Origin of the sequence: Paenibacillus phocaeensis, assembly GCF_900021165.1 — a bacterium.
GTDB classification, from domain to species: domain Bacteria; phylum Bacillota; class Bacilli; order Paenibacillales; family Paenibacillaceae; genus Fontibacillus; species Fontibacillus phocaensis.
Genome location: NZ_FCOQ01000018.1, coordinates 420,708 through 441,805 on the forward strand (window position 1 = coordinate 420,708; position 21,098 = coordinate 441,805).

At 54.2% G+C, this 21,098-nt stretch carries 20 protein-coding genes; 17 read left to right on the forward strand and 3 right to left on the reverse strand.

Features of this window, described 5'->3' with window-relative positions:
- The first annotated feature begins 48 nt into the window (after nucleotides 1–48).
- From BN3795_RS11960 to holA, 3 genes are all read left to right on the forward strand, one after another.
- Complete coding sequence (locus tag BN3795_RS11960; RefSeq protein WP_068784889.1) at nucleotides 49–597, forward strand: RNA polymerase sigma factor; 549 nt, start codon at nucleotides 49–51, stop codon at nucleotides 595–597.
- Nucleotides 594–1,811: an anti-sigma factor family protein gene (locus BN3795_RS11965; protein WP_068784890.1), complete on the forward strand. Its 1,218-nt coding sequence runs from the start codon at nucleotides 594–596 to the stop codon at nucleotides 1,809–1,811. The genes BN3795_RS11960 and BN3795_RS11965 overlap by 4 nt, the downstream gene beginning before the upstream one ends.
- A gap of 2,216 nt (nucleotides 1,812–4,027) precedes the next feature.
- On the forward strand, nucleotides 4,028–5,050 hold the full coding sequence (holA, locus tag BN3795_RS11970) for a DNA polymerase III subunit delta (protein ID WP_068785377.1): 1,023 nt from the start codon (nucleotides 4,028–4,030) through the stop codon (nucleotides 5,048–5,050).
- Nucleotides 5,051–5,205: 155 nt separating this feature from the next.
- Here the strand turns inward: holA and rpsT are convergent, their stop codons facing one another.
- Nucleotides 5,206–5,478: a 30S ribosomal protein S20 gene (gene rpsT, locus BN3795_RS11975; RefSeq protein ID WP_068784891.1), complete on the reverse strand. Its 273-nt coding sequence runs from the start codon at nucleotides 5,476–5,478 to the stop codon at nucleotides 5,206–5,208.
- 206 nt (nucleotides 5,479–5,684) lie between these two features.
- Here rpsT and gpr point away from each other — a divergent pair, with 206 nt between their 5' ends.
- The 10 genes from gpr (at nucleotide 5,685) to dnaJ (ending at nucleotide 17,723) form a co-directional block, all read left to right on the forward strand.
- Nucleotides 5,685–6,698: a GPR endopeptidase gene (gene gpr / locus BN3795_RS11980; protein WP_068784892.1), complete on the forward strand. Its 1,014-nt coding sequence runs from the start codon at nucleotides 5,685–5,687 to the stop codon at nucleotides 6,696–6,698.
- A 147-nt stretch (nucleotides 6,699–6,845) separates the two neighbouring features.
- On the forward strand, nucleotides 6,846–8,216 hold the full coding sequence (locus tag BN3795_RS11985; RefSeq protein WP_068784893.1) for a stage II sporulation protein P: 1,371 nt from the start codon (nucleotides 6,846–6,848) through the stop codon (nucleotides 8,214–8,216).
- A gap of 30 nt (nucleotides 8,217–8,246) precedes the next feature.
- The gene (locus BN3795_RS11990) at nucleotides 8,247–8,756 is read left to right on the forward strand and encodes a hypothetical protein (protein ID WP_068784894.1); all 510 of its coding nucleotides are present in this window, start codon (nucleotides 8,247–8,249) and stop codon (nucleotides 8,754–8,756) included.
- A 188-nt stretch (nucleotides 8,757–8,944) separates the two neighbouring features.
- Nucleotides 8,945–10,762: a translation elongation factor 4 gene (lepA, locus tag BN3795_RS11995; protein WP_068784895.1), complete on the forward strand. Its 1,818-nt coding sequence runs from the start codon at nucleotides 8,945–8,947 to the stop codon at nucleotides 10,760–10,762.
- Between the two features lie 110 nt (nucleotides 10,763–10,872).
- Nucleotides 10,873–12,081, forward strand: coding sequence for a radical SAM family heme chaperone HemW (gene hemW, locus BN3795_RS12000; protein ID WP_068785378.1), 1,209 nt, complete (start codon nucleotides 10,873–10,875; stop codon nucleotides 12,079–12,081).
- Between the two features lie 173 nt (nucleotides 12,082–12,254).
- Nucleotides 12,255–12,722: an N-acetyltransferase gene (locus BN3795_RS12005; protein ID WP_068784896.1), complete on the forward strand. Its 468-nt coding sequence runs from the start codon at nucleotides 12,255–12,257 to the stop codon at nucleotides 12,720–12,722.
- A 106-nt stretch (nucleotides 12,723–12,828) separates the two neighbouring features.
- Nucleotides 12,829–13,854, forward strand: coding sequence for a heat-inducible transcriptional repressor HrcA (gene hrcA / locus BN3795_RS12010; protein ID WP_068784897.1), 1,026 nt, complete (start codon nucleotides 12,829–12,831; stop codon nucleotides 13,852–13,854).
- Nucleotides 13,855–13,903: 49 nt separating this feature from the next.
- Nucleotides 13,904–14,539: a nucleotide exchange factor GrpE gene (gene grpE / locus BN3795_RS12015; RefSeq protein ID WP_232729916.1), complete on the forward strand. Its 636-nt coding sequence runs from the start codon at nucleotides 13,904–13,906 to the stop codon at nucleotides 14,537–14,539.
- Nucleotides 14,540–14,600: 61 nt separating this feature from the next.
- On the forward strand, nucleotides 14,601–16,442 hold the full coding sequence (gene dnaK, locus BN3795_RS12020) for a molecular chaperone DnaK (RefSeq protein ID WP_068784898.1): 1,842 nt from the start codon (nucleotides 14,601–14,603) through the stop codon (nucleotides 16,440–16,442).
- A 156-nt stretch (nucleotides 16,443–16,598) separates the two neighbouring features.
- Nucleotides 16,599–17,723: a molecular chaperone DnaJ gene (dnaJ, locus tag BN3795_RS12025; protein ID WP_068784899.1), complete on the forward strand. Its 1,125-nt coding sequence runs from the start codon at nucleotides 16,599–16,601 to the stop codon at nucleotides 17,721–17,723.
- Between the two features lie 83 nt (nucleotides 17,724–17,806).
- On the opposite strand, the gene BN3795_RS12030 is transcribed toward dnaJ, so the two are convergent.
- On the reverse strand, nucleotides 17,807–18,091 hold the full coding sequence (locus BN3795_RS12030; RefSeq protein ID WP_068784900.1) for a YxcD family protein: 285 nt from the start codon (nucleotides 18,089–18,091) through the stop codon (nucleotides 17,807–17,809).
- 3 nt (nucleotides 18,092–18,094) lie between these two features.
- Nucleotides 18,095–18,526: a hypothetical protein gene (locus BN3795_RS12035; protein WP_068784901.1), complete on the reverse strand. Its 432-nt coding sequence runs from the start codon at nucleotides 18,524–18,526 to the stop codon at nucleotides 18,095–18,097.
- A 216-nt stretch (nucleotides 18,527–18,742) separates the two neighbouring features.
- Here BN3795_RS12035 and BN3795_RS12040 point away from each other — a divergent pair, with 216 nt between their 5' ends.
- From BN3795_RS12040 to BN3795_RS12055, 4 genes are all read left to right on the forward strand, one after another.
- A complete protein-coding gene (locus tag BN3795_RS12040) occupies nucleotides 18,743–19,111 on the forward strand; it encodes a hypothetical protein (protein WP_068784902.1) in 369 nt (122 codons plus the stop codon).
- A 26-nt stretch (nucleotides 19,112–19,137) separates the two neighbouring features.
- A complete protein-coding gene (locus BN3795_RS12045; RefSeq protein WP_068784903.1) occupies nucleotides 19,138–19,317 on the forward strand; it encodes a YfhD family protein in 180 nt (59 codons plus the stop codon).
- Nucleotides 19,318–19,430: 113 nt separating this feature from the next.
- Nucleotides 19,431–20,399 carry a 50S ribosomal protein L11 methyltransferase gene (gene prmA, locus BN3795_RS12050; RefSeq protein WP_068784904.1) on the forward strand — a complete coding sequence of 323 codons (969 nt, stop codon included), beginning with the start codon at nucleotides 19,431–19,433 and terminating at the stop codon, nucleotides 20,397–20,399.
- A gap of 6 nt (nucleotides 20,400–20,405) precedes the next feature.
- Nucleotides 20,406–21,089 carry a site-2 protease family protein gene (locus tag BN3795_RS12055; RefSeq protein ID WP_068784905.1) on the forward strand — a complete coding sequence of 228 codons (684 nt, stop codon included), beginning with the start codon at nucleotides 20,406–20,408 and terminating at the stop codon, nucleotides 21,087–21,089.
- The last annotated feature ends 9 nt before the right edge of the window (nucleotides 21,090–21,098 follow it).

The window sequence follows — 21,098 nt, forward strand, 5'->3', positions numbered from 1 at the left end:
CTTGTCGGACGCTAGCGTCTGTAAGGATGCAAGGAAGGGGGAGCCTTAGTGGTAGAGCAGGGACTCATCAGAGCCGCTCAAACGGGCGATCGCGACGCTCTAATCACCCTATTGCGAGAAATTGAAAATCACGTGTACCGGACGGCCTATTATATTTTGAACAACGAGCAGGATGCACATGACGCTGCTCAAGAAGCTCTCATTCGCATTTATACCAAGATTGGTTCTTATGAGGAAAAGGCGCAGTTCAAAACCTGGGTCCAACGGATCGTGACCAACATTTGTATCGACAAATTTCGTAGAAATAAGCCAACCGTTTCGATCGAAGAGCACGAAATGGTGTTTCAGGGCAATGATAGTGTGGAGCGCGAAGTGATGTCGAGCTATTTGGCCGAGGATATCCGCAGTGCGATCGATCAATTGCCGGAACACCACAGGTCGGTGGTTGTGCTGAGGTATTTGCAGGATTTTTCGTATAACGAAATTGCTGATAGTTTGAATTTGCCGCTGAATACGGTGAAATCCTATCTATTCAGGGCCAGGCAGCAGCTTCAGCATTTACTCCAAGATTATCAGAAGGGTGGTGTATCAGGATGAAGTGCCCGGAGGCGGTGGAATGGATGCATCGTTATCTCGACCATGATTTAAACGAAGAAGAAACTTCTCTTCTCTTTGAGCATATTCGCGGTTGCGAGGAATGCGCCGAGACGTTTGCGCTCTTGAACAAGCTGTCTGCGCAATTGGAGGAGCTGCCGAAGGTAGTTCCGAATTTTAGCCTCGTGGACGCGATTTTACCGCAGCTGGATGAGATCGACCGGGCCCGCCGCGAAGGAGGCAGTGCTGCTGAGGAAACGGTGCTGCCTATTACGGCGATGCCGGTTGATGCGGGCTCCGGTCTCAGCGGTACGATGCTGAGCCGACACAGCTCGCGTCGTCAGGATGCGGATACCGGGCTGCGCCGGAGCCGAATTTACCGATATGGGTCGCTTGGTGTAGCTGCGGCTTTGATTCTCGGTGTGTTCATATATCAATATGAACCGCGTACCGCATCGGATGCTGAAATCGCGATGAACTCCGCATTGTCGTCGGATTCGGTTAGCGAGGAGTCCTCAACTGCTGATTCGGCCGGGGATGCGGCGGGAAACGCACAGCTCTTCAAGGATGACAGTCATACGGGGGGGCCTGAAGCCGGAAAGGCAGATGTTCCGGTGCCGAAAGAAGAAGGTACTCCGGCCGAAGGTTTGAACTCAGGCGGTGCTGACAGCAAGATCGATACAGGGGGCTCCCCAGACAACGGTACTCCTGCAGAGACACGGTCGAAACCTGAAGCAGACACTAAAGCTCCAAGCGGGTCGAATTCTGGGAAGAACGATCCGGCCGGCAATCATTCGGTACCGACGGATGGGGACGGCGGCGCTCCCGTTCAGGACTCCGCATTGCCCGAAGCGAGAAATATGGAGCCTCCAGCCGATATGACTGCGCCGAACGATTCGGAAGACGATGCAATCAACCGGCAATTAACCCTGGATGAGCCAACGGGGAAGTTGGGGATCGCCAATATGAATACCTGGACCTCGTCGGACGGAAAATTTGAAGCCGAGTTGAAGGACGGACACTTGTATGTCTACCTTCTTGAAGTTCAGGAGCGGAAGCAGGTAGCCGATCAGGTCATCGACGGGAATTGGGTTGATGGCGCTTGGTCCGACGAAGGCCATGTATTTACGTACGAGACAGAAATCGACGGAACCTCTGCGGTTCATACCGTCGATGCCGAGAAGGCCGCAGCTGCATCCGAAGAAACGCAGCCCTGAACGATGCGAACGTGATTCTACGTGATCTAAATGATCTAAACGATCTAAACGTGATCTAGACGAGATCTAAACGAGATCTAGACGAAATCTAGACGAAATCTAGACGAGATCTAAACGAGATCTAAACGAGAATACGTGAGCTAAACGAGAATATCGGTCGGACAAAATTGGGCGTTTTTTTGAACTTGCCGCAGGCACCTTTTCTGGAGATATGGAATAGGTTATATGTATATTAGAGATAACGGTTTGAACACCCCTGATCGTCGTATGACCGCTGGCGGGAGAGTTTCTAGAGCTTTTCAGCCCGCGTTTATATAGATGCTCCGGGACAGAGGGATCTTTCGCCAAGAGGCAGAGGTCCCTCTGTTGCATTTTAAGCGGTTGTTTCAAAAATTCTCGGTGCACCCAACCCGACTTTTAAACCTCATTGGAAGCGGTCGTTTCAAAAGTCGGGTTGGGATCACGAATAGGACTCTAGGAGGTGGATCCGGCGGCGAATCTTGAATTCAGCCGGGCCTAAGTGGATGCTTCCGAAGCCTTCCGAAGCCTATTTCCTGCGGAAACATTTCAGATGCTCACGTAGCCGGAGGCTACGCTGCGCTTCTCAGTCCCTGTTGCTCCCCGCACGCTAACGGAACACAGAGCCGCTATTTATGGAGTTCGTCGATGAGCAGATGTCTAACGGAACGAGGAGACCTTATTTCGGTGATATTCTGCCCACTGGGCACCATAAGTGCCGAATAAGGTCTCTGGAATCCGTTACAGTGGGAAATAGCCGGGAAATACCCAAATAAGGGCTGTACGTTCCGTTACATTACTAAAGACGTATTTCGCAGCTGGCTTTCGTCAATCTAACGGAACACAGAGCCGCTATTTATGGAGTTCGTCGATGAGCAGATGTCTAACGGAACGAGGAGACCTTATTTCGGTGATATTCTGCCCACTGGGCACCATAAGTGCCGAATAAGGTCTCTGGAATCCGTTACAGTGGGAAATAGCCGGGAAATGCCTAAATAAGGGCTGTACGTTCCGTTACATTACTAAAGACGTATTTCGCAGCTGGCTTTCGTCAATCTAACGGAACACAGAGCCGCTATTTATGGAGTTCGTCGATGAGCAGATGTCTAACGGAACGAGGAGACCTTATTTCGGGGATATTCTGCTCATCGGGCACCATAAGAGCCCAATAAGGTCTCTGGAATCCGTTACAGTGGGAAATAGCCGGGAAATGCCCAAATAAAGGCTGTACGTTCCGTTACGTTGTAATGTTACATTTGGCCGATCGATGCAGTCCATCGTGATGTACCACACAACCGCCTCAACGTTCACGACCTACCGCAACACATCCGCCTAAATAACCACCGACTACCAACCGCCGCACACAATGACACACATTACCTACTCCACCGCCTACCGCCGCACATAACATTACACATTATCTACTCCACCGCCAACCGCCGCACATAACAACACACATTACCTACTCCACCGCCAACCGCCGCACACAATGACACACATTACCTGCTCCACCGCCAACCGCCGCACATAACATTACACATTACCTGCTCCACCGCCAACCGCAAGCACACAATGACACACATTACCTGCTCCACCGCCAACCGCCGCACATAACAACACACATTACCTGCCCCACCGCCAACCGCAAGCACACAATGACACACATTACCTGCTCCACCGCCAACCGCCGCACACAATGACACACATTACCTGCTCCACCGCCAACCGCAAGCACACAATGACACATTAGCTACTCCACCGCCTACCGCAAGCACACAATGACACACATTATCTACTCCACCGCCAACCGCCGCACATAATGACACACATTACCTGCTCTACCGCCAACCGCCGAACCACACACTCCGCCTTACAGTGTCCGCCCCTCCCCCCCACCGCTGTATACTTAGCAACGCCACATGCTGCCTATATAAGGCGTACACGCTGTTGACCGCCCACTTCCCACGACAGAACAATCGATGCACTATACCTACCAACCAACCACATACTTCTCACACCTTTTGATCAAACTGCCCATCATGCTGCTGGAAACTAACACCGGGAGTAGCAAGGCGCATCAACTCCCCGCGTTACCGATTTGCGGTATCCCGACAGGACTGCCTTCAACAGGGCTTGGACGAATAAGTGAAATCGAAGTATGATGGAAGGAGGCCATGATTACGGAAGGGAGAACCCGGATGGACGCAAAGCAAGTGATGAAAGAGATTAAACAGGGGCGGATCTCCCCGCTATACGTTTGTTACGGCACGGAGAAATATCAAATTCAGGAGTTCGTGGGTCTGCTCCAGGAACGGTTGGTTGATAAGGATCAAAAGGATTTTGCCCTCGCTACCTTCGACTTGGCGGAAACGCCGATCGAGGTGGTGGTCGAGGAGGCGGAGACGATGCCATTTCTCGTGGAGCGTAAGCTGATTGTGGTTCGCGACTCCGCATTGCTTGTAGCCGGCGGCAAGGAAGGCGGCAAAATCGAGCACAAAGTGGAGGCGCTGCTCACCTATATCGGGAATCCGGCGGAGCACAGCATCATCGTCTTTGTCGTGAACGGTGAGAAGTTGGACGAGCGGAAGAAGGTCGTCAAGGCGATCAAAGCGGCAGGTACGGTATTGTCCTTTATGCCGCTGGGCGGCGGGGAGTTGGTGCAGTGGGTCGTGCATGAGGTGGAGAAACGCGGCTGCCGGATCGGACGCGATGCCGCGGAAGCGCTGATCGCGGCGAGCGGCGTGCAGATGGCCGCATTGGCTGCGGAAGCGGACAAGCTCTGCTTGTATGCCGGAGCCGGCGGCATGATCGATACCGCCGCAGTCGAGCAGTTGGTAGCCCGCAGCACGGAGCAGAACGTGTTCGTGATGGTCGAGCACATCGCTGCGATCCGGCTGGAGCAGGCGCTCGGCATTTTCTACGAGCTGCTGAAGCAGCGCGAAGAGCCGATCAAAATCGCGGCGCTGATCGCCCGCCAGTTCCGTATTATGCTGCAGGTGAAGGAGCTCGGACGCCAGAGCTATTCCCAGCAGCAAATCGCCTCGCAGTTGAGCTTGCATCCGTACGTGGTCAAGCTGGCTGGCGACCAGGCGCGCAAATTCGAAGCCGGACGCCTAAAGGCGATCCTGTCCGAGCTGGCAGAACTGGACTACCGGATGAAAAGCGGGCAGATCGACAAGGTCCTGGGGTTGGAACTATTTCTGTTAAAACTGGGGGCCTAACCTCAGGCGGCAACGCCTTCAGCCCGACAACGTCCCCAAGCCAAGCCACGCTCGGCCAACACTCCGGCCGCCAATCACCAAAAAGACCTGAACGATTTATCGTTCAGGTCTTTTTGAGCTTAGTTGAAGACTAACTTCGTTATCATTAACGAGGCTTACGCTTGGGACGTAAGTTCGTTCAATTTTTTAGCCAAGCGGGATTTCTTACGGGCAGCTGCATTCTTGTGGATCAAACCTTTAGTAACGGCTTTGTCCAATTTTTTGGTTGCAGCCACGAAAGCAGCTTTAGCTGCTTCAACTTCGTTGTTCGCCAGAGCGGTGTCGGCAGATTTCACAGCCGTACGCAGGGCGGATTTTTGCGAAGCGTTCAGCGCGCGGCGTTTGTCGCTCGTCTTTACGCGTTTGATTGCGGATTTAATGTTAGGCATTGCATTCACCTCCTGTAAAGCATAGTTCAAGCCTGATGATTCACAACTTAAAATATTTTATCACGCAAGATAGCAAAAAGCAATAATTACATCCTACCGAATCTCTTGATTTCGCACAAGTTTCGCAGGCTGCCGATCAGGCATGCATAAACGCTTTCCCTCTCCCGCACAATAAAGGCAATCAGAGGAAATGGAGGTCATATGGCATGAATTTGGATTTGCGGGAGTATTCCGTTCGCACCGACTTGGCCGTTGAATCGAAGGAAATCGCGGAGACGGCTCACGGCGGTCCGGTTCCCGGGCTGAATGAGCGGGTTGAAGAGGAGGATGGCATCAAGATCACCCGGCTGGATGTGACCAACGAGGCGGCCTCGCGGCAAATCGGACGAATCCAGGGGCATTACGTGACGCTGGAGGTGCCCGGCCTCAGGAATCAGGATACCGAGCTGCAGGAGAAGGTTGCCGCCGCGTTCGCCAAAGAGTTTACCGCATTTTTAAATAAAATCGGAGTGGCACCGGGGGCCAAGACGCTGATCGTAGGCTTGGGCAACTGGAATGTGACGCCGGATGCGCTTGGACCCTTGGTAGTGGAGAATGTGATGGTGACCCGCCATTACTTCGAGTTGACGCCGGACCAAGTGGCGCCGGGTTACCGCGAGGTCAGCGCTATCGCGCCCGGAGTGCTGGGAATCACCGGCATCGAATCCAGTGAGGTGGTACAAGGGATCGTCGACCGGACCAAGCCGGACCTGATCATCGCCATCGATGCGCTGGCTTCTCGTTCGCTGGAGCGGGTCAATACGACGATCCAGATCGCGGATATCGGCATCCATCCGGGCTCCGGCATCGGCAACAAGCGCCGGGGGCTGACCCAGGAAATTCTGGGCGTGCCTTGTATCGCCATCGGCGTACCTACAGTGTGCTACGCATCCACGATCGTTAACAATGTATTTGATTTAATGAAAAGCCATTTCAATCAAGAAAGCGACGACGGGAACGCCCCGACCCAACAGATCATGGGCATGCTGAACGATCTGAGCGAAAGCGAGAGGTTAGGCCTTGTCAAAGAGGTACTCGAACCGCTGGGCCATGATCTGATCGTCACGCCAAAGGAAATCGACGAATTCATCGAGGATGTAGCCAACGTGATCGCCAGCGGTTTGAATATCTCACTGCACGAGGCGGTGACGCCGGATAACGTAGCTTCCTATACCCATTAACGCCGCACCGGCATGGTTCTCCTGAAACTCAAGGAATCCGCGAATCTAGCGGATTTCTTTTTTTTGTGAGAATTCGAGGTTCTAGCCCCCGAACTAGGTTCATAGATTTGGAATATAGTTCGAAAGCGGCTGGAGGAGGATACACATATGAAATTCAAGGCTTGGAATCTAGGAAAATGGAGACGGAATCTGATTCATGTTTTAGCGCTGGGACGAACGTTTTTACTGTTATCGGTGATGTCGGTGATCTTTTTCGTGATGCTGGGGGTGCTGGGCATCGCCGAGAAAAGCTTAAATACATCGCCGGTTTCTTCAATGAAGGGGCTGGCCGCCTCGCTGTCGAGCGGGTTCTTCATGGATATGGTTGGCATGGAGCTGCCGCACGCCGCAAGCGAGAAGCAGGTGCCGGCGATTTCCGGGCGCCAGATGACGAACTTCGTCTTTCAACTGTTGACCGACGTCAACCCGTCCGACCCGAAGAGCTTGGTAGCGCGCGAGGTCCCGGGGCTTGGCGCCGATAGTCCGATCCTGCTGCGCACGGGTTCCGGCAATGGGATGGCTCAGGCTCCCGAGGATTATCGACCGGGCACAGGGGCGGACGGCAGCGGGCCGAATCATCCGGAGCCGAATGGCGAAGAAGGCGGGGAAGATGCGGATCCGGGGGCGGGTGACGCCGATCCGGGCGGGGCTCAGCCGCCGACGGGGGAGTCCGGGAACCCGAACGGCTCGTCTGAGAACGGGGGAGAGCCCTCGATCAAGCCCGGCAACAAGAACATCGTCATGATCTATCATTCGCATCCGCAGGAATCGTATAATCCCGTCCTGGGCACCAATGTGGATAATCCAAGTTCGGCGGAGGACAAGAAGAACGTCGGCCTGGTGGGCGAAGCGCTGGCGAAAGAACTGGAGCTCAAAGGGGTCGCAGCCTTGCACTCGTTCGAAAATTATGCGGCCAAGGTGAGCAATTACAACTATAACTACTCATATAAATACTCTCGAGAGACCGTAAAGCAAGCGATGGCCGAAAACGGCAAGCTGCAATATTTTATCGATATTCACCGCGACTCGCAGCGCCATGACAAAACGACCACGACCATCGACGGCCTGAATTACGCCCAGGTGTATTTCATTATTGGGCATGGCAACGAGAACTGGCGCGAGAATGAGAGATTCGCCAGCTCCATCCATGATCGTCTGGAAAAAGCCTATCCGGGGATCTCCAGAGGGATCTGGGGGAAGACGTCTTCCCAAGGCAACGGGGAATACAATCAATCGCTGTCGCCGAACAGCGTCCTGATCGAAATCGGCGGCATCGACAACAGCGAGGAAGAGCTGGAGCGCACCGCCAAGGTGTTGGCCGGGATCTTGGCCGATCTGTATTGGGAAAGCCAGGATGCCGAGAAGGCAGGTAAGCTAACGAAGAGCGGCGGGACGGACGGCGGTGTGAGCAGCGCCAACAAAGAAGCGGGCAAGGGCAACGGCACACCGCAAGCCGGGGCATCGAGCAAGAAATCCTAAGACCAATCACGAAGTAACGGGGGGAAGGGCATGGCGAAAACGCTGCGCAAAACATTGGTATACGGCCTCATGCTGGCGGTGGGGGTGACGCTGGGGATGCAGCTCGCCGAGAGCGGAACGACATCGGTGTACGGCCCCGGCTTTCAAACCGGAGGGGCGATGGTTGGCACGAACGGCCAAGCAACGGGTTATCCGTATTCGCAGCCCCAGCAATACACCAACGGTTGGACAGCCGGTTCGACTCCCGTCTGGTCCGGGAGCCAAGGAAATACCGCCCCGCAAGGGACGGCGGGCGGGTATACCGCGGCTCCAGGCTACAGCTACGCCCCGCCCGGAACCGTCACGCCCGGCACGGGGGCTGAGGGCTCGGCCGCCCCGGCGACCGGCGGCCAGGCGATGCAGACGCCGGCCGACTTGCTGATGCCGCCGTCGTCGCCTCCGGCCGTGGATCGGTTTGCCGACAAAGCCGCCCATCTGTTGCAGCAAGCGTCCCAGAAGAGCATTCACTGGGTTGCCTCCCTGTTTGGTCCGGGGGAATAAGCTGCCTTCCGGAAGTCCGAGGACGGACAAGCGCGTTTTATAACGAATGGTGGGTTTGTTATGCTGTTGTTCTATGGTTATGAATCTGCGGAATGGAATGAAAATAGCTCGCCGTGATTGCTGCTTGCCCCTGCAACTGATATAATAAATTGATTGTATGACTTCGATGATTTGTGGTGGGGGTAAGGATGACAGATATCAGGGCTAGACAAGCGAAAATTCGCAATTTCTGTATTATTGCACATATAGACCATGGGAAATCGACTTTGGCCGACCGGATTCTGGAGTACACCGGCGCGCTAACCTCTCGGGAGATGCAGGAGCAGGTCCTCGACCAGATGGATCTGGAACGCGAACGCGGGATCACCATCAAGCTCCAGGCGGTTCGTCTGACCTACAAGGCCGATGACGGCGAGGAGTATTTGCTGAACCTGATCGATACGCCGGGACACGTCGACTTCACCTATGAGGTCTCCCGCAGTCTGGCCGCCTGCGAAGGGGCGCTGCTGGTGGTGGACGCTGCCCAGGGGATTGAGGCCCAGACGTTGGCCAACGTCTATCTGGCGCTCGATAACAACCTGGAGATTCTGCCGGTCATTAACAAAATCGACTTGCCCAGCGCGGATCCCGACCGGGTGAAGCAGGAGATCGAAGATGTGATCGGCCTCGATGCCAGCGAAGCGGTACACGCCTCCGCCAAAGCCGGGATCGGGATCAAGGAAATTCTGGAGCAAGTCGTGCAGAAGGTGCCCGCACCGACGGGAGATCCGGATCAGCCGCTGAAGGCGCTGATTTTTGACTCGCATTATGACCCTTACAAAGGCGTTATCGTGTATGTGCGCGTCATCGACGGACAGATCAAGGCCGGCTCGAAAATCAAAATGATGGCGACGGACAAAACGTTTGAGGTCATCGAGGTCGGTGCGTTCAAGCCGCGCATGACGATTGTGGACGAGCTTAACGTCGGCGATGTTGGCTTTATCGTGGCAGGCATCAAGACGGTTGGCGACACCCGCGTCGGGGATACGGTCACGGATGCGAAGAATCCTACGCCGGAGCCGCTGCCGGGTTACCGGAAGATCAACCCGATGGTTTACTGCGGCTTGTATCCGATCGAAACGTCGGATTACAACGACCTGCGCGAAGCGCTGGAGAAGCTGCAGTTGAACGATGCGTCGCTGAGCTTTGAACCGGAAACCTCCAGTGCGTTGGGCTTTGGCTTCCGCTGCGGATTCTTGGGGCTGCTGCATATGGACGTCATCCAGGAGCGAATCGAACGGGAGTTCAACATCCCGCTCATTACGACCGCGCCCAGTGTTATTTACAAAGTCACGCTGACGAACGGCGAGACGATCTCCATCGACAACCCGTCCAACTACCCGGAGGTCGGTAAAATCGACCATGTCGAGGAGCCTTACGTCAAAGCGTCGATCATCGTGCCTAACGATTATGTCGGAACTGTCATGGAGCTGTGCCAAAGCAAACGCGGCGAGTTCGTGAATATGGAATACCTTGACACGACGCGCGTAACGATCACCTATCAAGTGCCGCTGTCCGAGATCGTGTACGACTTCTTCGATCAATTGAAATCGAGCACGAAGGGGTACGCCTCGTTCGACTACGAGCTGTCCGGCTACCGTCAATCGAACCTGGTGAAGATGGACATTCTGCTCAACGGCGAGCAAGTCGACGCCTTGTCCTTCATCGTGCACCGCGACCGCGCTTATCACCGCGGCCGGATCATCTGCGAGAAGCTGCGCGAGCTGATCCCGCGTCAAATGTTCGAGGTGCCGATTCAGGCTTCGATCGGCACGAAGGTGATCGCCCGCGAAACCGTCAAGGCAATGCGCAAGAACGTTCTTGCCAAGTGTTACGGCGGCGACATCTCGCGGAAACGCAAGCTGCTGGAGAAGCAGAAGGAAGGCAAGAAGCGGATGAAGCAGGTCGGTAACGTTGAAGTGCCGCAGGAAGCTTTTATGGCCGTGCTGAAAATCGACGACAACTAAAAGGGCCCTGTTTGACGAAGGAAAGCCGGACGGCTTTCCTTTCTACTATATACATGAAATTAGAGGAGGGCATGACCATGGACCATCTATCAACCGCATCGGGGCAGGGAATGCCGATCCAGTACCCGGCGGCGGGCAGCGGGATAACGCAATCCGGATCATCCGGCGCACCGCATGCCGTATATATTCATATCCCATTTTGCACGAACAAGTGCTTCTATTGCGATTTCAACTCTTATGTTTTAAAAGACCAGCCAGTCATGGATTATCTGCGCGCCTTGGATCGGGAAATGGAGCTGACGGTTCAGCAAACCCCGCCCGGCGAAATTCGCAGCATCTTTGTCGGCGGCGGTACGCCTACCGTGCTGACTCCGCAGGAGATGGAGTTTTTCCTCGCCTCGGTTCGGCGTCATTTCCCGCAATGGGCAAGCGACATCGAGTTTACGATGGAGGCGAATCCGGGGACGACGGATCGGGACAAGTTGACCGTCATGAAGGACGGCGGCGTGAACCGGGTCAGCTTCGGCGTTCAGGCGTTCCAGAACGAACTGCTCAGCGGCATCGGCCGGATTCATAATACCGACGACGTCTATCGAAGTCTGGAGAATGCGCGGGCCGTCGGGCTTGATAATCTGTCCATCGACTTGATGTTCGGGCTGCCGAACCAGACGGTCGAGATGCTGGATTACAGCGTATCGCGGGCGCTGGAGCTCGGGTTGCCGCATTACTCGATTTACAGCCTTAAGGTTGAGGAGAACACGTTGTTCCATACGCTGTATCACAAGAATCAGCTTCCGCTTCCGAGCGAAGAGGAGGAGCTGAACATGTACCTGCTGCTGATGGAACGGATGGAGCGGGCCGGGTACAAACAGTACGAGATTAGTAATTTTGCCAAACCCGGTTATGCCAGCCGGCATAACATCACCTATTGGAAGAATGAAGATTATTACGGTCTTGGAGCCGGTGCGCACGGGTACGTCGGGCGGAATCGCCACGTGAACATCAAGGGGGTGAACCCTTATGTCGAAGCGGCAAAGGCGGGCCTCCCTCGTTTGGAGCAGTTCGAAGTATCGCGGGAAGAAGCGATGGAGGACTTCGTGATGGTGGGGCTTCGCATGCTGGACGGCATCCGCAAGTCGGACTTCCGGGCGCAATTCGGCGAAGAGCTGGATCAGGTGTTTGCCCGGCCGCTTGGCAAAATGGTAGACGCCGGTTTGCTGGAGTCCCATCGCGACGATGAGGGGTATCGGCTCAGCAAGCAAGGCGTGTTGTTCGGCAACGAAGTTTTTGCCGAGTTTATCGGCGTGTTAACAGGATAACAACGAATCGACTCATAAGCAGCTTGTGCCTCCTTGACGAGGTGGCAAAGCTGCTTTTTTGCATTCGGATGAATATACTTTGAAGGTGACATGGCGGTGAAACATTTTTCTTGAAGTTTTATACCGTATAATGTATATTTATTCATATTATTGTGATCGAGGGGGAAATCAGCATGCCAGCGGTTGCCGTGTGCAGAAAGGCCAACTTAGCAGACGTCGAGCCATTATATAACATGATTGAGGGGTATGCCCGGCGGGGGATTATGCTGCCGCGTTCGCGGGCGGTGCTGGAGCGTCAAATTCAGGATTTCGTCGTTGCGGAAGTGGACGGCGAGGTTGTTGGCTGCGGATCGCTGTGCAAGCTGGGGGAGGAACTCGTTGAAATCCGTTCGCTTGGGATCGCCGAAGGCCACAAGGGCAAAGGGCTGGGTTCCATGCTGGTCGAGCAACTGGTGGAAGAAGCGCGGAGACAAGCGATCCCCAAGGTGATGGCGCTCACCTATGAGGTTTCCTTCTTCATCAAAAACGGGTTTGCCGTCGTGAATAAAGAGATCTTTCCGGAGAAAGTATGGACCGACTGCGTCAATTGTGCGAAGCAGCATTGCTGCGACGAAATCGCGGTTCTCAAGATACTGGACTGACTTGACAATGGTCAGGTCGGTTTGGTATTTTTGTATTAGTGATTAGCACTCTATGACACTGAGTGCTAACGAAGCGGAAAATCAAGTAAACTCAGGAGGGATTGCCATGTTGACGGAACGCCAAAGAATGATTCTAACAGCAATTGTGGACGACTATATTCGCTCGGCGGAGCCGGTGGGATCCCGCAGCATTTCTAAACGGGGCGATGTCGGGTACAGCCCGGCGACCATCCGCAATGAAATGGCTGATTTAGAGGAGCTTGGTTTTTTGGAGCAGCCGCATACGTCGGCGGGACGTATCCCTTCCCATAAGGGGTATCGCTACTATGTGGATCACCTGACACCGCTGAATTTGCTGACCAACGAAGAACTTACGATGTTAAAGGCGTTTTTCGCTGAGAAGCTGAACGCAACCGAGCAAGTGATTCAACATGCCGGGACGATTCTCTCGCAAATGACCAACTACACTTCCATCCTGCTGGGGCCGGAAGTTTTTCATACGTCTTTACGCCATTTTCAGCTCTTGCCGCTGAATGAGACGACGGCGGTCGCCATCGTCGTGACGAATACGGGACAAGTGGAGAACAAGACCGTGTCCGTTCCGGCCGGTTTGTCCGTTTCGGAGATGGAGCGGGTGGTCAATCTATTGAACCGCAAGCTTGCCGGAGTGCCGATCTACAAGTTGAAGTCCGCCTTGTATAACGAGATCGGCCAGGAGATGCAGCGGCATATCGAGCATTACGAAGAGCTGATGAAAGTGTTGGATCAAGCGCTCGATCCCGGCTCGGAGGGACAACGCCTCTTCCTGAGCGGGGCAACGAACATGCTGACCCAACCCGAGTTCCGGGATGTCGACAAGGTGAAGGGGATTCTGGATTTATTGGAAGAGACGCCAACCCTGACGAAAATGATCTCTGCGGCGACAGGGTCCGGGATCCAGGTGCGCATCGGCACCGAGAACGGTCATGAAGCCTTTGCCAACTGCAGTCTCATCACAGCGACGTATCAGTTGGAAGGCGAAGCGGTCGGGACCATCGGCATTTTAGGGCCGACGCGGATGGAATATGCCCGAGTCATCCGGATTTTGGAGATTTTATCCAAGGATTTGAGCAAATTTCTGACCCGGATGTAATAACATGCATGAACGATTCGTCTAGCTGCATGTTAAGGAGGTGAGCATCTTGAAGGAATCACAGCCGATTCAAGACAACATCAATCATAATGTAGAGGAAGAAATGACCATGAACGATAACGTGCAAGAGGATTTGCAACCGAAGGAGCCGGAAGCGAGGCAGGAGGAAGTTGTCGAGGAACCGCAGGGTGCTGCAGAAGAGGTTGCTGCGGAAGCCGGGAACGACGCCGGAGCTTCCGACGAACTGGAGAAGCTGCGCGCGGAGAGCGAGGAATATCAACAGCGTCTGTTAAGAACGCAGGCCGATTTCGATAATTTCCGGCGCCGTACGGTTAAGGAGAAGGAAGAGCTGGGGAAATACGCCTCCGCCAAATTGATCACCGAGCTGCTGCCGGTGATTGACAACTTCGAGCGGGCGCTTGGTTCGGTAGGGGAAAGCACCGATGCGGCATCCTACTCGAAAGGCGTGGAGATGATCTTCCGCCAGCTGGAAGGCGTCCTGAAGGCCGAAGGGCTGACGCCGATGGAAGCGGAAGGCCAGCCGTTTAATCCCGAATTCCATCAAGCGATTATGCAAGTGGAATCCGAGGAGCATGAAGAAGGCATTGTCGTAGAGGTCGTGCAGAAGGGTTATCTTTTGAAAGATAAAGTACTGCGTCCGGCGATGGTTAAAGTCAGCGGCTGAGTATCCTGAGCCAGCTATTGTAAGATTAGACGATTCAACCTATTAAGGAGGACATAACGTAATGAGCAAAGTAATCGGTATTGACTTAGGAACAACCAACTCCTGCGTTGCAGTAATGGAGGGCGGCGAAGCGGTCGTCATTCCGAACCCGGAAGGCGCGCGTACGACTCCATCCGTCGTAGGCTTCAAGAAGGACGGCGAACGGATCGTTGGAGAAACGGCGAAACGTCAAGCGATCACCAATCCGGATCGTACGATCATTTCGATCAAACGGCATATGGGGACGAACCATAAAGAATCCATCGACGGCAAAGAATTTACGCCGCAAGAAATTTCCGCGATCATTTTGCAGAAGCTGAAAGCCGATGCAGAAGCGTATTTGGGCCAACCGGTTACCCAAGCGGTCATTACGGTTCCGGCTTATTTCAATGACAGCCAGCGTCAAGCAACCAAGGATGCCGGGAAAATCGCGGGCCTGGACGTGTTGCGGATCGTCAACGAACCTACGGCCGCGGCATTGGCTTACGGTCTGGAAAAAGCTGAAGACCAAACGATCCTTGTCTATGACCTCGGCGGCGGGACATTTGACGTTTCGATTCTCGAGCTGGGCGACGGCTTCTTCGAAGTAAAAGCGACCAGCGGGGACAACCATCTCGGCGGCGACGACTTCGACCAGAAGATCATCGATTACCTGGTAGCTGAGTTTAAGAAAGATCAAGGCATTGATTTGAGCAAAGATAAAGCGGCAGTGCAACGGTTGAAAGATGCGGCCGAAAAAGCGAAAAAAGAATTGTCCGGCGTGTTGACCACGACGATCTCCTTGCCGTTCATCACCGTAGTAGACGGCGTGCCGCAGCACCTTGAGGTGAACCTCACCCGTGCAAAATTCGAAGAATTGACGGCAGATCTCGTAGAGCGTACGCTCGGCCCGACTCGCCGTGCATTGAGCGACGCGGGATTGACTCCGGCGGACATCGATCGCATCGTGCTGGTCGGCGGCTCCACGCGGATTCCGGCCGTACAGGAAGCGATCAAGAAGCTGACAGGCAAAGAACCGCACAAAGGCGTTAACCCGGACGAAGTGGTTGCCCTGGGTGCCGCGGTACAAGCGGGCGTGTTGACCGGCGATGTCAAAGACGTTGTATTGCTCGACGTGACTCCGCTGTCGCTGGGGATTGAAACGGCAGGCGGCGTATTCACGAAGATGATTGAACGGAATACGACGATTCCGACCAGCAAATCGCAAATCTTCTCCACCTATGCGGACAATCAGCCAAGCGTAGAGATCCACGTGCTGCAAGGGGAACGGGAGATGGCGGCCGGCAACAAGACACTGGGACGCTTCATGCTGGGCGACATTCCTTTGGCACCGCGCGGCGTACCGCAAATCGAAGTGACCTTCGACATCGACGCCAACGGGATCGTGAATGTATCTGCAACGGACAAGGGGACCGGCAAGAGCCAGAAGATCACGATTACATCTTCCAGCGGCTTGAGCGACGAGGAAGTCGAACGGATGATGAAGGACGCCGAATTGCATGCGGAAGAAGATAAGAAACGCAAAGAGCTGGTCGAAGTGAAAAACAACGGCGACCAACTGATCTACAGCGTCGACAAAACGTTGAAAGAGCTGGGCGACAAAGTCGATGCAGCTGAAACCGACAAAGCGAATGCGGCCAAAGAAGAGCTGAAGAAAGCGCTGGAAAGCGACGATCTGGAGCAAATCAAAGCGGCTTCGGAGAAACTGACCGAGATCGTTCAGCAATTGTCCGTGAAGCTGTATGAACAGGCTTCGCAGGCAGCCGGAGCGGAAGGTGCAGCCGAGTCTGCCGGAGGCCAAACCCGCGATAATGTTGTGGACGCCGACTATGAAGTGGTTGACGAAGACAAGAAACAAAGCTAAGATGGCTCACAGAGCTGCCTAAGTCTAGTGAATAAACTTTGGTAACCGGGAAGGTCAAAGTGCGGGCTGCTTCCGCGCTTTGACTTTCCTTTTGCCGTGATCATAAGATGAGTTGATCTGCTTCGTGATCAAAAGATGACAGACGGGGGTGGAAGAATGGCAGAAAAACGCGATTATTACGAGGTGCTGGGTCTCAGTAAAAACGCATCCGACGAGGAAATCAAAAAAGCTTACCGCAAGCTGGCCCGGCAATATCACCCGGACGTCAATAAAGCGGAGGATGCGGAAGCAAAATTTAAAGAAGTAAAAGAAGCCTATGACGTCCTAAGCGATGAGGGGAAACGCGCGCGTTACGACCAGTATGGCCATGTCGATCCGAATCAGGGAATGGGTGGCGGATTCTCCGGCGGGGATTTTGGCGGCTTTGGGGATATCTTCGATATGTTCTTCGGGGGCGGCGGCGGCGGCCGGCGGGATCCGAACGCTCCGCAGCGCGGCAACGATTTGCAATATACGATGACGATCGAATTCAAGGAAGCGGTGTTCGGCAAGGAAACGGATATCACGATTCCGCGCACGGAGAACTGCGACACTTGCTTTGGCACCGGGGCGAAACCCGGAACGAAGCCGGTCACTTGCTCCGTGTGCCATGGCACCGGGCAGCAGGAGGTTGTACAGAACACGCCGTTTGGCCGTATGGTCAATCGACGGGCTTGCAGCAACTGCGGCGGCAAAGGGCAAATTATCAAGGAAAAATGTACCACCTGCGCCGGCAGCGGCAAGGTGAAGAAGCAGCGTAAAATTCATGTCCGTATCCCGGCAGGGGTTGACGACGGGGCTCAACTGCGGATGTCCGGCGAAGGCGAAGGCGGACTGCGCGGCGGTCCAGCCGGTGATCTCTACATCGTAATCCGCGTGAAATCGCATGATTTCTTCGACCGGGAAGGCGACGATATCTATTGCGAAGTTCCGTTAACCTTCGCTCAGGCGGCACTTGGCGATGAGATCGAAATCCCAACGCTGACGGAGAAAGTGAAGCTGAAGATTCCGGCCGGAACGCAAACCGGAACCTATTTCCGCCTTAAAGGCAAAGGGGTGCCTCGCTTGCGCGGGATCGGTCAGGGCGATCAACACGTGAAGGTGGTCGTCGTGACGCCGAGCAAGTTGAACGACGAGCAGAAAGAACTGCTGCGTCAATTTGCTTCCCTGGACGGAGAGCAAACCCATGAGCATGAGCAATCGTTTTTTGACCGGATGAAACGGGCGTTTCGCGGGGACTGATCGAACCCATATAAAAGCGCGAGCCGAGGATGGATTTCCTCGGCTCGCGCTTTTTTTGATTTTTTGGGAACGGTAGCAAGCGATTAGGGGCTCGTTTGAATCTCCGCCAGGATCTCTTCCTCCAGGATCAGCCGAATATCCTCACGAAACACCCGCATTCCATACTCTCGATGCATGTACACCATGATCGCTTCCATGATGTTCGATTCGACGATATACCGGCTGCGGCCGTTGACCCATACCTCGCCGGTATAGCCGGTATCCTCGTCCCAGCTGAGCTCTACCGTCACATCGGTGGGGCGGACGCCCGTCCGCTCGGCGTTGTGCAGGCAAATCGCATTAATGATTTCGTCCATGCCGAGGATCATGGCTTAATATCGTCCTCCGCCGCGGTAGTCGTCGTGGCGCGGCTGTTTTTTGAACCGGCGGTACAAGGCCATCACCGCGATAATAATGACATAAATAACCAACAAGTTAACGGCTAACCCCAGCAGGTTGCCAAAGAAGCCCATGTTGCCGAATAAGCCGCCGAACAGCAGGCCGGCAAATCCGCCGATCATCATCCCGCGCATAAAGCTGCCGCCGCTGAAGAACCCCCGGTTTGTCGTCGGAGTACCTGTCGTGGCTCCCGAACGATTGCCCGTCGTGTTCTGATATTCGCTTTGTGCCGGCTTCTTCGGAGCAGGCTGATACGAACGGGGACCGGATTTGAATCCGCCGCGTCTCGCATCGGCAAAATCAGGGGCGGTAAAGGTGAAAAATACGGTGAAAACCATCATGAGCAGCATCATTTTTTTTAACATGGTGCTTAAACCCCTCCTATGCAAATCAGTATGTTCTGTTCCCTAGCAAGTAATACGGATAAGACGGGCCGTGCGTTTCAAATTTTAATTAACTAAAATTGGCGAGGTAAAGGAGCAGACAGGGTATAAAGCCAGGGCTAAGATTACATCCTACGGAATAATGGGCTGTGAAGGGTACAGTTCATGGAAGCGTAAAACGAAAGGCAGGGAGGAAGAATGGCTGAGAAGAACATTTTGGCCTATTTCAAAAGCCCGGAAGAAGCCGAAGGGGTAGCCCGTAAGTTAAGTGCGCTGCGGGTGGAGGATCTGTCGATCGATCGGTTCAGCCGTTATGCCGGGGAGGGCTACGATCCGGTGAATCCGGCGACAGGCAGCATATCCAGCTTGGCCGCAATCACGCAAGATGCGGCGATCACGAACCGTTCGGCGGGGATTCTCGCAGCGGCGGATCCGGCGGCCAGCGGACTTAGCCACGGGGGACAAGGCGGGCCGACCGGCCACGATATTTTACTGACCGCCGTCGTTGACGAATCGATCCATCATCAAGCGCTGCGTATCATCGAGGAAGCCGGCGGCTTGATTTAGCGTTTAGAAGGGAGCTGAGAACCAACATGAGTCAAAGCCAGGAGGATCGGCGTACGAAGCGAATCTCGACGAACCCTAAAAATCTGCCGCTCGGGCATAACAACGATGTGGAGTTTTCCGAGGATTTGGCCGATCAAGAAGATTGGGAGGCGTTGGAACGCAGCGAGCGGGCGGATGCACGCCAGCAGGGACAATTCAAGCTGTAACCAGCTGCGACAGAGCGGGGGAACCTTTGGAGGTCCCCTGTTTTGTTTTGTCACGTTCTTTATTCTATAGTACAATAAAACTTATGCATGGATGTCAAGGAGGAAATCATACGATGATTTGGAAGGAAATAACTATACATACGACGGAAGAAGCGGTGGAGATGGTGTCCAACTTCCTGCATGAAGCGGGTGCGGGCGGGGTCACCATCGAAGAGCACGTCGATAACGATAAGCCTCGCGATACTTCGCTCGGGCAATGGTTTGAAATTCCGCCTAACGATATTCCCGAAGGGGAAGCGAAAATCAGCGGATATTTCCCGGAAGGACTGGACATCGATGAAGTGATTGCCGAAGTCCGGATGCGGATCGAGGAGCTCAAGAACTATGAGATCGACCCGGGGGATGCGGAAATTACCGTACGGGACGTAAGCGAAGACGATTGGGCCAACAACTGGAAGCAATACTTCAAGCCGCTGCGGGTGTCGGAGAGGCTGACGATCAAGCCGACCTGGGAGGATTATACGCCACAGTCGCCGAGGGAGCGAATTATCGAACTGGATCCCGGTATGGCATTTGGCACAGGTACGCATCCGACGACGTCGCTATGCTTGCGCACGCTCGAGACCATTATCCGCGAAGGGGATGAAGTGATCGATGTCGGCACAGGATCCGGGATCTTGGCGATCGGAGCCTGCCGTCTTGGGGCGTCTAAGGTACTGGCCCTCGATCTGGATCCCGTATCGGTGTCCAGCGCTACCGAGAACACGCGGCTGAACGGTTTAGAGGACCGGATTCAGGTGGTGGAGAGCGATCTGTTATCTGTTCTCCAAGGCGAAGGCAGCTCCGATGTAGAGGTTAAGCTGCCGGTACGGGTAGTTGTTGCCAACATTTTAGCAGAGATCATTTTGCTGTTTATCGAAGATGTTTATCAAGCGTTAGAGTCCGGCGGTTATTATATCGCTTCGGGCATTTATAAGAACAAAGAACAAGCCGTACAAGAAGCGCTGATTGCCGCGGGTTTCGAACTGGAACGAACGGCCCGGGAAGAGGATTGGGTCGCTTTTGTGGCAAGAAAGAGGTAACCGTTTATGGATTGGTTAAACCAAATATTGCGGGTCCCGCTGGACCAGCTTCCTTTTTATTTGATCACGCTGGTGATCGCTTTTACGCTGCATGAATTTTCACACGCTTATTTCGCCAATAAATTCGGGGACCCGACGGCCAAGCTGCTGGGCCGCGTCACCTTAAATCCGGCAGTTCACTTTGATCTGCTGGGGATTATTCTGCTCTTGCTCGCCGGCTTCGGTTGGGCCCGGCCGGTACCGGTGAACCGTGACAATTTCAGCAAGCCGCGCATGATGGGCGTGATCGTATCCGTTGCCGGGCCGCTCAGCAACTTGCTGTTGGGCGTCCTCGGGACTTTGATTTACGTGCTGCTGGCCCGGTTCGGGGTACTGGATTCAATTACGAACGAGAAGTTGTTTCAAGCCGTTCTTATTTTCTTTAATCTATTTACCGTCATGAACTTCTTCTTATTCTTGTTCAACCTGATTCCTTTGCCGCCGCTCGACGGCTACCGGATCCTGGAAGATGTCGTTCCGCGCCGGATGCTGGGGAAATTGCAGCAATATGAGCAGTGGTCGGTGCTGATCTTTCTGGTGATCCTCATCGTTCCGGGAATGCAGAGGTATACAATCATGCCGCTGTATAATGCAGCCGAGTCGATTTATTACCAGTTCGCCCATCTTTTCCTTACGTTGTTTGGCGTATAGGGCGGGAAG